The organism is Kribbella shirazensis (assembly GCF_011761605.1).
In the GTDB taxonomy this organism is placed as follows: Bacteria; Actinomycetota; Actinomycetes; order Propionibacteriales; family Kribbellaceae; genus Kribbella; species Kribbella shirazensis.
On sequence record NZ_JAASRO010000001.1, the window covers coordinates 7,083,477 to 7,095,842 of the forward strand.

The following is a 12,366-nucleotide window of genomic DNA, read 5'->3' on the forward strand; positions in this document are numbered from 1 at the left end:
GGTCGGCTCCGACCTCCTGGTGACGGCGCCGAAAGGCGGCGCCGACGTAGCGAAGGAGCATGACCATGTCCGCACTCCGCGTCAACAACCTCGCCATCTCGCTCGACGGTTTCGCCACCGGCGACGGCCAGTCGCTCGAGGCCCCGTTCGGGCACGCCGGCGAGCGGCTGCACGAGTGGTACGTCAGCACCCGGTTCTTCCACGCGCAGGACGGCCTGCCCGGCGGCACACTCGGCGTCGACAACGCGTTCGCCGAGCAGCACGAGCAGGGATTCGGCGCCGAGATCATGGGCGCCGGCAAGTTCGGCCCGCCGAACTGGCAGGACGACCCCGACTGGAAGGGCTGGTGGGGCCCGAACCCGCCGTTCCACACGCCGGTCTTCGTCGTCACCCACCGCCCACGGCCGTCGATCGAGATGGACGGCGGTACGACGTACCACTTCGTCGACGCCGCCCCGAGCGAGGTGCTGGAGCAGGCCCGGCAGGCGGCGGACGGCGCCGACGTACGACTCGGCGGCGGGCCGACCGTGGTGCGGGAGTTCCTGACCGCGGGGCTGGTCGACTACATGCACGTGGCGCAGGTGCCGATCCTGCTCGGCCGCGGCGTCCGCCTCTGGGACGGCCTGGAATCCCTCGAGGATGCCTTCGACATCGAGGTGGTCTCGTCGCCGAGCGGCGTCACGCACCTGACCTTCGTCGCCAAGCCGCGGTAGTCCAGCTGTCGGATGCGGCAGGCGGCGTTCGTAGGGAGGGTAAAGCAACCTTCGGAAGGAGCAGCATCATGACTGCGACTTACACCTTCGACGTCTTCAGCAGCCTGGACGGGTTCGGGGCGCACACCGGCGACTGGGGCGGGTACTGGGGCAAGCAGGGTCCCGAACTGCTGGCGCACCGTCTCGCCTTGTACAGCCAGGAGCTCCGGATGGTCTTCGGGGCCACCACGTATCGCGCCCATGCGGAGATACTTGCGTCGGGCATCGAAACCGAGGCGCTCGATCCGTGGGTGACGCGGATGAGGGAGCTGCCGGCGACCGTGATCTCGTCCACGCTGCAGGCGCCCTTGGACTGGCCGGACGCCCGCGTCGCGGGCGATCCGGTGGAGACCGTCCGGCGGCTCAAGGAAGAGTCCGACGTACCGATCCGCTCCCACGGCAGCATCACCGTGAACCGCATCCTCCTGGCGGCCGGCCTCGTCGACCGCATCCAGGTGACAGTCTTCCCGGTGATCTGCGGGCAGACCGGCGCGGACCCGGTCTTCTCCGGTGCCGGCGACTTCGACCTCGAACTACTCGATGCCCGCACCTTCGACGGTCACATCCAGGAGCTCACCTATCGCCCGACGCGGCACGTCGGACCGTGAGTCCCCCGGCCAGGATCGCGACCATCTTGCGGGCGTCGTACCGCTTGTCCTCGCCCGCACCGATGCACAGGTTGCCGATCGCGCGCATGAACTCCAGCGCCTCGACGTCCGGGCGCGCGACCTCCCCGGAGGCGCGCGCCGCGGCGAGCAGGTCGGCGCACACCGGCACGAGCCGGTCGAGGAAGTACGTGTGCAGCGCCGCGAACCCCTCCCCCTGGCTCAGCGCGCCCGCGAGGCCATGCTTCGTGACCAGGAAGTCGACGAAATCATCCACCCAGCGCAGCAGCGCGGCGTACGGCGTCGACTCGGACTCCAGGTACTCCGGTCCGGCCTGCGCGCACGCCTCGACCTGATGCCGGTAGACGGCGACGACCAGGTCCGCCCGGCTCGGGAAGTGCCGGTAGACCGTCCCGACGCCGACCCCCGCACGGGCGGCGATGTCCCGCACCGGCGCGTCGATGCCCGACACCACGAACACCGCGGCCGCCGCGTCGAGCAGCGCCTTCTCGTTGCGGCGGACATCGGCCCGCCGCCGGGGCTCACCGTCGGAGCTCACACACCCTCCTTGCGAATCGGAACATCGTTCCGTATTGTCGTTAGCGGAGCAGCGTTCCGCTTTCGGCTCCATCATGACATCAGCGGGAGGAACCATGCAGTACCGCACTCTCGGGCGTACCGGCGTCCAGGTCAGCACGCTGGCGCTCGGCGCGATGAACTTCGGCGCGATCGGGCGCACGAGCCAGGACGACGTCACCGCGCTGATCGACAAGGCGCTGGCCGCGGGCGTCAACCTGATCGACACCGCCGACATGTACTCCAACGGTCAGTCCGAGGAACTGGTCGGCCGGGCGATCGCGGGCCGGCGCGACGACGTCGTACTCGCGACCAAAGGCAGTCTGCCGATGGGCGACGACCGCAACCGGCGCGGCGGCTCGCGACGCTGGCTCACCACGGCCCTCGACAACAGCCTGCGCCGGCTCGGCGTCGAGCACGTCGATCTCTATCAGGTGCACCGGTGGGACCCGAGCACGAGTGACGAGGAGACCCTGTCGGCGCTGACCGACCTGCAACGCGCGGGGAAGATCCGGTACCTCGGTACGTCGGAGTACCCGGCGTACCGGCTGGTCGAGGCGCAATGGGCCGCCGATCGGCACCATCTCGGCCGGTTCGTGAGCGAGCAGCCGAGCTACTCGATCCTGCAGCGCGGGGCCGAGGCGGAAGTTCTGCCGGTCGCTCAGCAGTATGGGCTCGGGGTGCTCGCGTGGAGTCCACTCGCCTCGGGGTGGTTGTCCGGCGCCGTACGCGCGGGGCAGACGATGACGACGAGCCGGTCCAAGGTCATGCCGGAGCGTTTCGATACGACCATTCCGGCCAACGCCGCGAAGCTCGAGGCGGTCGAGCAGGTCGCCAAGGTCGCCGAGCAGGCCGGGTTGACGATGATCCAGCTCGCGCTCGGGTTCGTGATCGCGCACCCTGGTGTGACGAGCGCGCTGATCGGTCCGCGGACGCCGGAGCACCTCGACTCGCAGCTCGCCGCGGCCGACACCGTGCTGTCGTCCGACGTCCTCGACGCTCTCGACCTGATCGTTGCTCCGGGCATCGACCTTGCCGCTGCGGAGAAGCACGCGGTCGCACCAGCGCTGACTGAGCCGGCGCTGCGGCGGCGCTCGTGAACCCGGTGTCGTTCGGCATCATGACGCCGCCGATGCAGGTCGAGTACGCCGACGTACTGCGGTTGTGGCAGGAAGCCGACGACGTACCCGAAATCGAGCACGCGTGGGTGTTCGACCACCTGATGCCGATCGGCGGCGATCCTCACGGGCCGGTCTTCGAGGGATGGACCCTGCTTGCCGCGCTGGCCGCAGTGACCCAGCGGCTGCGTGTCGGGGTGATGGTCAGCAGCAACAGGTTCCGCCCGCCGGCGGTGCTGGCGAAGATCGCGACCACCGTCGACATCGTGTCGGGCGGCCGACTGGACTTCGGCATCGGGGCCGGTTCGCGACCGAGTCATCCGCCGGCGCGACGGGAGTACGACGCCCACGGTCTGCCGTACGACGACTTCAGCGACTCCGTCGACGCGCTGGCCGAGGCCTGCACGGTGATCCGCCGCCTGTGGACCGAGACCGAACCCTTCGACTTCCACGGGAAACACGTCCAGCTCACCGGCGCGATCGGCAACCCTCGCCCCGCTCAACCGCCACCGATCCTCATCGGCGGCCGCTCGACCCGGACCCTCCGCGTCGCCGCCGAACACGCCGACCTGTGGAACATCCCCGGCGACAACGCCCTGCCCGACGCCATCTCCCGCAGCGCCCTCCTCGACCGCTACTGCACCGAGCTGAGCCGCGACCCCTCGACCATCACGCGCTCAATCGCCCTCTCCGTCTCGTACGACGACCCGGATCTGACCCGCACCACCGCCGAAGCCGCCATCCAGGCCGGCTTCACCCACATAGTCCTGATCCTCCCCACCCCCTGGCCCCCTCACCTCGTCCACCACCTGGCCAACACGATCCGCCCCCTACTCAGCTGACCTTCAGCGGCATCAGGCCGCCGGTGCTACGGGCCTGCCAGTGCCCGTCGCCACGACGTACGCCAGGAAGTCCCGGACGTCCGCGAGTAGATCAGCCTGGTCGACGTAGCCGGAAGTGCCGGAGGCGTCGCGCAGGCGTAGGCCCTCGGTCAGAACCCGGTGCCAGCGCTCGTCGTAGTGGGTCAGTGCCCAGCGGCCGGCGCGCGACTTCGCGGTCATCTCGCCGGTGACCAAGAGGTGGTGCAGACGCACGGAGGCGAGGATGCAGTGCGTGAGCAGATAGTCGCGTTCGCGTTGGTCCGTTGGGAGGTCGGCGGGGGTTGCCCGGGCCAGGCCTTCGGCGTTGCTGCGCCAGTAGGTGTCGAGGTTGTCCACGGTGTAGTCATGCAACGCCTGCTTGTCGGTCCAGATCTGAAGAGTGGACAGCTCCGGGCCGGTGATCGTGATCCCGGCCTGGGCCAGTTCGTGCCACGTGATCATCCACGACGGCGAGGCGAGAATCTCGAGTTTCCTGGTGGGGATCATCTGCGGCACCGGCGGCAGCGTGCGCGGGTCGCATGCCAGGTCGGCGGCGAGCAGGTGCGGCCCGTCGAACCGGATCGAGGAGGATGCCACCATCTGTGCGTGGACGCCCCGCAGCGCCTCCACTTCCGCCGGCTCCGGCCGGTGGGCGAGCGTAGCGACGAAGTCGACGTCGGACTCCCGCGGCGCCCACTCGCCGAAGACCAATCCACCATGGAGGTAGAGCCCGGTCAGTAGCCCTACAGGCAACTCCCGCTCAGCCAGCAACAGGAAGCGGTCACACAGGTCTCGCACGGGGGCTGGGAGCGTCACGGGGTTTCTCCTCTGGCAGGGTGTCGTCACATGATCTCCAACCGCGGGGGCGTCGGTATGACCTCGCCCCAGCTCCTGCTCGTCGATCTCGACGGCGATCTCGTCTCGGCTTGGCGTCGGGTCTTCGCCGTTGAGATCGCTGAGGGCGCGATCGAAGTACGCCAAGGATCGTTGCTGGACGTGCTGCCGGAAGTCGACGCCGTACTGACGGCCGGGAACAGCTACGGCCAGATGGACGGGGGCGTCGACCGAGCACTCGCCGGGCACTGGCCCGGCGTCCAACGATCGGTCTGGGCAGCGGTGGCCGACGAGTACCACGGGTACCAGCCGGTCGGCACGGCGAGCGTGGTTCCTACCGGCGACGAGCGCTGCCGTTGGCTCGTGTACGCACCGACCATGCGGGTGCCGATGGCGTTGTCGGGCGGGTTGGACATCGCCGTACACGACGCTTTCTGGGCCGCTCTGTTGGCGGTCGGCCGTCACCCGGCGAAGGTCACGAGGGTTGCCGCACCCGGCTTCGGTACGGGCTACGGCCGTGTGTCACCCGCCCGAGCCGCACAGCTCATGGCCGCCGCCTACACCATGTGGGGCCTGCCGGCCACCACGCGCATTTCCCAACGCGAGGAACTCCTTCACGTGCGCTAGGGTCGCGCGATGACTCCTTCGGTCATCTTCCTCAACGGTCCGTCATCCGCCGGCAAGACGACGCTGGGTAGGGCGCTCCAGGACACCTTGGATGAGCCCTACTTGTTGATGGGCCTGGACACATGCTTCGCGATGGTGCCCGCGCAGTGGTCCGGCGGTCCGATGGGGGCTCATCGCGCGCAGGGGTTCCAGTACGTCGACCTACCGGACGAGAACGGCCAACCCGTGACCGGGATCTCGCACGGACCGGTCGGGCTGCGCATGTTGAAGGGTTTCCACCGGGCGGTGCGCGAATTCGTTGCGGCGGGCAACGCTGTCATCGTCGACGAGATGATGCTGAGCCCCGACGTACGGGACCACTGGATCACCACGTTCGCGGACCTCGACGTCCTGTGGGTCGGCGTCCAGTGCGACCTGGCCGAACTCGAACGCCGCGAGACCACCCGCAAGGGCCGCGCCGGTCTCGCCCGCTGGTCCGAGAAGCGCGTCCACGAAGGCATGCCCTACGACCTCTGGCTCGACACAACCACCCAAACCCCCGAGGCCGGCGCCCGCCAAGTCGCAACACACTGTTGACCCGGGCCAACAGACAATCCGGCTCTCCTGGCGGATCCGTGCGTTGCGGCTGGCGGCCTGTGTGATCAATGGCCTGCTGCAGCAGGCCAGCGGTGAACTAACCCGCCGTCCGCTGACGCAGGCAACGGCAGCTCAACAGGTAGTGCACCACGAGACGGTGTACACGCACAGGCGATCACGGGTAGGTGCACTACCCAGCTGTGCGGCACCTCCTGTCCAGCTGCGGATCGCTGCGTCGTACAACAGGCCAGAGCCCCGTACTACGCAGGCACCCTGGTGGGACCTCGAGCGGTCGACCCACGGATGCGTCAGGAGGGCCGACAATCCCCTAGTCCCGCGTTCGCCTCGTCCGGCGGCGACGCCTGACCGCTTGCCAGACCAAACCCGCCACGTCGAGTCGTGGAGAAAGTTCCGGACCTGTTGTCCGAGTCTCGGAAATCGGCGGTCAGACGCAACCGAGATTCACGACTCGACAAAGCCGTACGTCGTGCACGGCTACGACGGCGTGCCGGAAAATCGTGTGCGCGGCTGGGGCGGATGGGGTTGGATCGCTCATTGGTGCCGACGGTGAGAGCAGAGTGACGTCCATGAAGACCCACGCCGAGCCTCCGCTGTACGACGACCCGACGTCGTTCTATGTAACCGCCCCGGCCGTGCGGGTCGCGAATTGGCCCCGGTCGATCTGGCGGCGCCACGGCACGGTCGACGTGGACTTCTCACCCCTCGGAACGGTCACGACCTTCTCCTGGCCGTTTGTCGACGAACGCGACCGCGCCCTCGGGCACGAGATGCGGGCGGCGACGCCTGCCATACGTTCCTCCCTTGTCCTGACGGCAAAGGCTCCACTGTGACTTCCGACGGATCGACCGCCCGCAGCCGAGCTGCCGACACGAACACCGAGTTCCGGCCCGTGAGTATCGCCGACGGGATCGTCACTCGCCCCGCGTCCGCGCACACGGCGACGGTGCACGCGTTCCTCCAACACCTGCGCTCCCAGGGCCTGGAGGACGTGATTCCCGAGCCGTTGTCGAACGACGGTACGACGGAGACGCTGCGCCTCATCGAAGGCGACGCCGGCGGCGACGCCTGGCGACACCAGCACAACGTCGAGGGCCTCGCATCGGCCGCAAGACTGCTCCGCCGGATCCACGACGCCTCCCGCACCTGGGAACCACCGGCCGACGCGATCTTCGGACACCCAATACTTGCCGCCCTGCGCCGGCCCGGCCAGGTGTTCTGCCACGGCGACCCAGGCCCGTGGAACTTCGTCTGGCGAGACGGCCAAGCCATCGGCCTGTTCGACTGGGACTACCTCCACCCCGGCGAACCCGTCGACGACATCGCGTACGCACTCTTCTGGTTCGCACCAACCCGAGCCGACGACCACTGCCTGAACTGGCACCACTTCCCCAAGGTCCCCGACCGCCGCAACCGCATCCACCACTTCCTGACCGCCTACGGCCCAACCCCACCGTTCGACGTGGTCGACGCCATCATCACCCGCGGCCAAGCAACCATCGACCTGGTGCATTCCCTGGCCACCCAAGGAATCGAACCCCAACGCACCTGGGTAGCCGACGGCATCACCGAACAAGAAACCACCGAACTCCAATGGGTAGCAGCCCACAGAACCGCCCTAACCCCATAGCCCTACCCCTCGACGTCAACGCACGCCCGCAGTCGGTGAACGAGATCCCCGCGAACATCCTCACGTACGGCGTCGCGACCGCCGCCGCGCCATACCCCGACCACAAGCCGCACGATCTGGAGACAAGCAATGGGGTCTGGAGACAAGCAACGGCGTGTCTCCAGACCCCACGGCCTGTCGTCAGTTCGGATCGGGCTCGCATGCGGCGGGCCCAGCCGCGCTGTCAGTGGGCCTACTCGGTTTGGTAGCCCTTTGCCTGGGTGGTGAACAGGTGGGCGTAGGTGCCGTCGGTGGCGAGCAATGTTGTGTGGGTGCCGGTTTCCGTGACTGTCCCGTTGTCCAGGACAACGATCAGGTCGGCGTCGCGCAAAGTACCGAGGCGGTGCGAGATCAGTACCGAGGTGCTCCCCTCCCGCAGCGTGCTGATCCTGGCATGCAATTCGGCTTCGGCTTCCGGATCGAGGCCCGCGCTCGGCTCGTCGAGAATCAACAGGTCTGCGTCGGCGCGAAGGAACGCCCGGGCCAGCGCCAACCGCTGCCACTGTCCACCGGACAGAACGACTCCGGTTCCGTCCGACCCGTCGTCCTCGGCGAACATCCGGCTGAGCATGGTGCGGTAGCCGTTCGGGAGATGCTCGACGACGTCGTGGACGTCCGCTTGAACGGCAGCCGCGGTGATCCGATCCGGATCCTTCAGTGCGGTGAGGTCGCCGAGCGCGATGTTCTCCTCCGCGGTGAGGTCATAGGACATGAAGTCCTGGAACACCGCGCCGATCCTGTCCCGCAGCCGGGCCGGATCGAGATCGCGTAGGTCGACTCCGTCCCAGGTGATCCTGCCCTTTGTCGGGTCGTACATCCGGCACAGGAGTTTGACCACAGTGGACTTGCCGGCGCCGTTCTTTCCGACCAGTCCGACAGCCATCCCGTACGGGACGGTGACCGTCACGCCTCTTAGTACCCACGGCAGGTCGTCGCCGTACCGGAACCAGACATCCTCGAACATGATCCCGCGGCGTAGTTCCGGTGTCGCGACCGGATGCTCCGCAACGGGCATCTCGGGCGGGGCGCCGAGTACGGCGGTGTAGTGGTCGAAGATCATCAACTGTTCGTGCGTCTGTGCCAGGAGCGACATGATGCCTGCCACCGCGATCTGCACACCCGCGACCGCGGCCATGAACAGAGCGATGTCGCCCGCGGTCAGCTCACCGCGGCCCGCCGCGAGAATCGCCCAGATCAGACCGGTACCGGCGACGACAGCAGCGAAGAGCTCGAGACCACTCTGGACGACGAGTTCGCGTCGGTCGACTGCGCGCCGGGCGCTGTGAATACCTGACATCGTGCGCATCATCCGGCCGCGCAGAAAATCACCGGAGCCGAACAGCCGGATCTCTTGACTGGCGCGCTCATCGGACAGCAGCATCTGATAGAAGAGCTCGCGGCGTTCGTCCGGGCTCAAGCGCGTGGTGGTCTTCACCCGGCGTTTTGCCAGAGCGAGTTCGGCCAGCAGGGTCGGCAGCGCGGCGACCAGGACGATGCCGGCAATGAACGGCGTGATGACATACAGCGATCCGAACAGGCCGAGCGCCGTGATGACGTTCTTGACCAGTTGCACTGTTGCGATGGTCAACTGCGCCGGAGCACTGTCGGCGGCTTCGGCAAGACGTAGTTGATTGAGGAACTGCGGATCCTCGAACCGGCCGAGTCCAGGGAATCGGTTCACCGCCTGGTACAACCGGTCCTTGGCCGCTCGGCTGATGCGCCGCTGCGCCTCCGCGGAGAGGTACTGCGTGATCTGCGGAAGCGTCGCGGTCAAGGCCCCGAGTACCGCGAGGGCGATCGCGATCGGGAGCAGTACGTCGATCGCGGTGCCTCCGGTCACCGAGTCGATGACCAGCTTGGTCAGCCAGGTGACAGCGACCGGGAGCACCGCCCCTACCAACGCGATCACACTCAGCAGTCCGAGCTGCGCGGGCGCCTCCCGAAAGGCCAATCCCGCCGCAGACACCAGCCCGCGCCACCTGCCCCGACCGTTCATCGGGCCGGGCCCCTCGAACGTGGACGCATTGACCTGGTGACCACGCCGAGTACCGCATCCCCTGCGGTGAAGCCCCACTGCCGCGAGTCCCCGCTGCGGCTCGGATTGTCCCCAAGCAGCAGCAATCGTCCCTCTGGCACGAACGCACCCCTGAAGTCGATGTCGTTCTCTGCCCAACTGCGCCGAATGACCGGGGGTACCCGCTCGCCTGCTGTCGCGGCGACGCGCTTGATCACCCAGGTCCCCGCTGCCTCGAACTGCGGGGTCTGCGGACGCGCAACGACGACCAGGTCACCGGTTCGGACCGCGGACAGCGGCGCGCGCCGGATCAGGACCCGGTCCCCGTCGTACAGGGTCGGTTCCATGCTCGGGCCCTGTACGTCGACCACCACCAGCCGCCGCGCCCGCGCAAGCAGTACCAGGGCCGTGGTCGCAACGACGGCTGCCATGACGACACGGACAACTCTCCACAACACCGCGAGATCTCCGCCGAGGTCCGGTCAGGCCGGTGCGGGGACCGGCAGGGTCGTGAATTCGAGCGCCGTCGCGGTGATCGTTCCGTCCGCGACCACGCAGTACGTCGGGAACGCCGTCACACCGAACGCAGCGGCGATCGGTCCGTCGTACCCCTCGACGACGACCCGCGCGCGGCCGCCGAGGACACCGACGAGCTCGGACGGATCGTCACCGCCGTCGGCAACGACGAGCGCGAGCACTCTGTCCTTTCCACCCGGTACTCCGGCGGCGTGTGCGGCGAACTTCGGCGCGCTCTCGATGCAGGGGGCGCAGGACGCAGAGAAGAATCCGACCAACGTCTCCGCAGTCATCGACTCCTTGGTCACTGCGACGTCGTCCGTGCTTACCGCGGTGAAGTCGTCGACCGCCGAGCCCGGAGACCGCATCGAATCCGCGGGCAGATTCTGCATCCCGCCGTACGGGATCCTCGCGATCGCCTGGTCGTGTTCCTTCAGCCGGCGAACGACACCGAACAGCAGCAACAAGTTCAGCACGCCGACAATGCCGACCACGACCACCAGAGCGGTGAGAAATGTCGTCACAGGAATCCAGCCTCTCTTCACTGTTGCTTGCCGAGCTGCGACGTGGCTGTCGTAGTTCGGAACAGTCCGATCAGGTCGTCCAGCCGAGCGGTCAGTGCGACGCCGACCAGCGCGGCGAAGGCGACAACGCACGCCAGCCCGAAGTCCAGCGACGACGTTCGTCCGCTCAGGCCCGAGGCGATGCCGAAGGCGCCGAACGCCGCGAGGGCGGCATTGCGGGCCACATGCTGTACGCCGAGCGGCGAGTTCGACGCTCCGAAGCAACGGCACGGCGCCCTCTGCCCACGACGTAGGGAACGGACGATGGCCGCCGAAAAGACGGCAAGCAAGCCGATGCCGACGGCGAACCCCCACAGGACCAGCGCGGGGACGATCAACGCGAGCACGACGGCGATCTCTGTCGCAACGACGCCGACCGCGAGCTGCCGCGCCCTTCCCGTACCCGCTCCGGTCAGCCTGGCCGTCGCTGCCGCGAAGTCCGCGAACGCCGTGCGCGTGTAGAGCTTGGAGCCGGCGGACACGGCGAACACACCGCCCAACAGGACCTGACAGCCGAACTGCAGATACTCCATGCCCACCTCGCCACCTGGAAGCACGTCGTGTACCGGGGATGCTGCGGCGGCGTTCGCTCGAACGCCGCCGCCGACCACTGTGTGTCTACGGCGCGCACTCCGAGACAGCTACACAGGTAGTCGTCTCCGTCTGGCAGCCCGGGCCCGAGTAGCACACCTTGGTCCGGTACCTGCGGTTTCCGTTGCAGCTACCGCACTGGCCGATAATGCGACACGCCGGACAGGCCGCCGATGCTTGGATCTTCGGAGCGACAACGGACAGCAGCCCGTCGCTCATCCGCTGGATCAACCTCGTCATTGGTACCTCCAGGATTGGGGTAGGAACCGATAACTGAACTGCCGAGGAGGCTGACGATCGCCCCTCCTCGATCCGGCGCACACTACGAGTCCCCGGCAACGACTCCCTGCCCGTACTCCGCCCGTACCGGCGAAGCTTTGCGCCACCGGTCCTGCAAGGGTCTGGTCTTGATCGCCGGTCGAAGACGAGAATCCGTTCCATGGCCGTTCTGCTGCAATTCTCGGTGTCCTCCGCTACCCGCGATCAGTTCGAGGAACTCGACGCCCGAGTGGGCCAGAGCATGTCGGACGCGGGTGGGCCGCCGCCTGGACTCATGTCGCATGTTGTCTACCCCGATGGCGATGGCTTCACCGTCGCCGACGTCTGGCGTACGGAATCTGAGGGCATGTCCTACATGGACGCCGTTCTGCGTCTGCTGGTCGCCGAACTGAACCTGACGGCAAGCGAGACCACAGTGCGACCTGTCTGGTCCTTCGCCCGTCCGTGACGGGCGGCTTTCCCGTGTGGTCCTCGACTCGCAGAGGAGGAGACATGATCGTCACTGTCGCTCAGGTTGCTGACTTGGACCAATTTCTGAGGACGTTCTCAAACCAGGGCGTCGAGAAGAGACGCCAGCACGGGTGCAAGAGCTCCCATGTGTTCCAGGATCCCGACGACCCCAACCGGGTCTGGGTCTTCTTCGACTGGAAGCTCGAAGACTACGAGAAGTTCCTCTCCGATCCCGAGATCCCCGCGATCGCCCAAATGCTTGCCCTACGAGAGCCGCCAGTGAAACTCGACCCGATCGCCCAGTACGACTCCTGAGCG

Annotated in this window: 16 protein-coding genes; 10 read left to right on the forward strand and 6 right to left on the reverse strand. The window is 67.5% G+C overall.

What is annotated here, in order from left to right:
• The first annotated feature begins 65 nt into the window (after positions 1 to 65).
• The gene (locus BJY22_RS33840; RefSeq protein WP_167215189.1) at positions 66 to 713 is read left to right on the forward strand and encodes a dihydrofolate reductase family protein; all 648 of its coding nucleotides are present in this window, start codon (positions 66 to 68) and stop codon (positions 711 to 713) included.
• Between the two features lie 68 nt (positions 714 to 781).
• Positions 782 to 1,360 (forward strand): dihydrofolate reductase family protein, encoded by a 579-nt coding sequence (locus BJY22_RS33845; RefSeq protein WP_167215192.1) that lies wholly within the window; start codon positions 782 to 784, stop codon positions 1,358 to 1,360.
• Here the strand turns inward: BJY22_RS33845 and BJY22_RS33850 are convergent.
• Positions 1,326 to 1,916: a TetR/AcrR family transcriptional regulator gene (locus BJY22_RS33850; RefSeq protein ID WP_337759718.1), complete on the reverse strand. Its 591-nt coding sequence runs from the start codon at positions 1,914 to 1,916 to the stop codon at positions 1,326 to 1,328. The two genes, BJY22_RS33845 and BJY22_RS33850, sit on opposite strands and share 35 nt — an antisense overlap.
• A 94-nt stretch (positions 1,917 to 2,010) precedes the next feature.
• Here BJY22_RS33850 and BJY22_RS33855 point away from each other — a divergent pair, with 94 nt between their 5' ends.
• Positions 2,011 to 3,033 (forward strand): aldo/keto reductase, encoded by a 1,023-nt coding sequence (locus tag BJY22_RS33855; RefSeq protein ID WP_167215194.1) that lies wholly within the window; start codon positions 2,011 to 2,013, stop codon positions 3,031 to 3,033.
• Positions 3,030 to 3,893 (forward strand): LLM class flavin-dependent oxidoreductase, encoded by an 864-nt coding sequence (locus BJY22_RS33860; RefSeq protein ID WP_337759719.1) that lies wholly within the window; start codon positions 3,030 to 3,032, stop codon positions 3,891 to 3,893. The genes BJY22_RS33855 and BJY22_RS33860 overlap by 4 nt, the downstream gene beginning before the upstream one ends.
• A 12-nt stretch (positions 3,894 to 3,905) precedes the next feature.
• Here BJY22_RS33860 and BJY22_RS33865 read toward each other — a convergent pair whose 3' ends face one another.
• A complete protein-coding gene (locus tag BJY22_RS33865) occupies positions 3,906 to 4,727 on the reverse strand; it encodes an aminoglycoside adenylyltransferase domain-containing protein (protein ID WP_167215197.1) in 822 nt (273 codons plus the stop codon).
• Positions 4,728 to 4,757: 30 nt separating this feature from the next.
• Between BJY22_RS33865 and BJY22_RS33870 the strand changes: the two genes are divergently transcribed.
• The 4 genes from BJY22_RS33870 (at position 4,758) to BJY22_RS33885 (ending at position 7,596) form a co-directional block, all read left to right on the forward strand.
• Positions 4,758 to 5,372 carry a macro domain-containing protein gene (locus tag BJY22_RS33870; protein ID WP_167215200.1) on the forward strand — a complete coding sequence of 205 codons (615 nt, stop codon included), beginning with the start codon at positions 4,758 to 4,760 and terminating at the stop codon, positions 5,370 to 5,372.
• A gap of 9 nt (positions 5,373 to 5,381) precedes the next feature.
• Positions 5,382 to 5,948 carry a chloramphenicol phosphotransferase CPT family protein gene (locus BJY22_RS33875; protein ID WP_167215203.1) on the forward strand — a complete coding sequence of 189 codons (567 nt, stop codon included), beginning with the start codon at positions 5,382 to 5,384 and terminating at the stop codon, positions 5,946 to 5,948.
• 587 nt (positions 5,949 to 6,535) lie between these two features.
• Positions 6,536 to 6,799, forward strand: a complete 264-nt coding sequence (locus BJY22_RS33880; RefSeq protein WP_167215206.1) for a hypothetical protein — start codon at positions 6,536 to 6,538, stop codon at positions 6,797 to 6,799.
• Positions 6,796 to 7,596: a phosphotransferase gene (locus tag BJY22_RS33885; protein WP_167215209.1), complete on the forward strand. Its 801-nt coding sequence runs from the start codon at positions 6,796 to 6,798 to the stop codon at positions 7,594 to 7,596. The genes BJY22_RS33880 and BJY22_RS33885 overlap by 4 nt, the downstream gene beginning before the upstream one ends.
• Before the next feature lie 232 nt (positions 7,597 to 7,828).
• Here the strand turns inward: BJY22_RS33885 and BJY22_RS43155 are convergent, their stop codons facing one another.
• From BJY22_RS43155 to BJY22_RS33905, 4 genes are read right to left on the reverse strand one after another with little or no spacing between them, the layout of a single operon-like run.
• A complete protein-coding gene (locus tag BJY22_RS43155) occupies positions 7,829 to 9,601 on the reverse strand; it encodes an ATP-binding cassette domain-containing protein (RefSeq protein WP_202891379.1) in 1,773 nt (590 codons plus the stop codon).
• A gap of 26 nt (positions 9,602 to 9,627) precedes the next feature.
• Complete coding sequence (locus tag BJY22_RS33895; protein ID WP_167215215.1) at positions 9,628 to 10,080, reverse strand: S26 family signal peptidase; 453 nt, start codon at positions 10,078 to 10,080, stop codon at positions 9,628 to 9,630.
• A gap of 51 nt (positions 10,081 to 10,131) precedes the next feature.
• Positions 10,132 to 10,689 carry a TlpA family protein disulfide reductase gene (locus tag BJY22_RS33900; protein ID WP_167215218.1) on the reverse strand — a complete coding sequence of 186 codons (558 nt, stop codon included), beginning with the start codon at positions 10,687 to 10,689 and terminating at the stop codon, positions 10,132 to 10,134.
• A 17-nt stretch (positions 10,690 to 10,706) separates the two neighbouring features.
• On the reverse strand, positions 10,707 to 11,261 hold the full coding sequence (locus tag BJY22_RS33905) for a MauE/DoxX family redox-associated membrane protein (protein WP_167215221.1): 555 nt from the start codon (positions 11,259 to 11,261) through the stop codon (positions 10,707 to 10,709).
• 497 nt (positions 11,262 to 11,758) lie between these two features.
• On the opposite strand from BJY22_RS33905, the gene BJY22_RS33910 reads away from it, so the two are divergent.
• Complete coding sequence (locus tag BJY22_RS33910) at positions 11,759 to 12,046, forward strand: hypothetical protein (RefSeq protein WP_167215223.1); 288 nt, start codon at positions 11,759 to 11,761, stop codon at positions 12,044 to 12,046.
• A gap of 44 nt (positions 12,047 to 12,090) precedes the next feature.
• A complete protein-coding gene (locus tag BJY22_RS33915; protein WP_167215226.1) occupies positions 12,091 to 12,363 on the forward strand; it encodes an antibiotic biosynthesis monooxygenase in 273 nt (90 codons plus the stop codon).
• Positions 12,364 to 12,366: the final 3 nt, after the last annotated feature.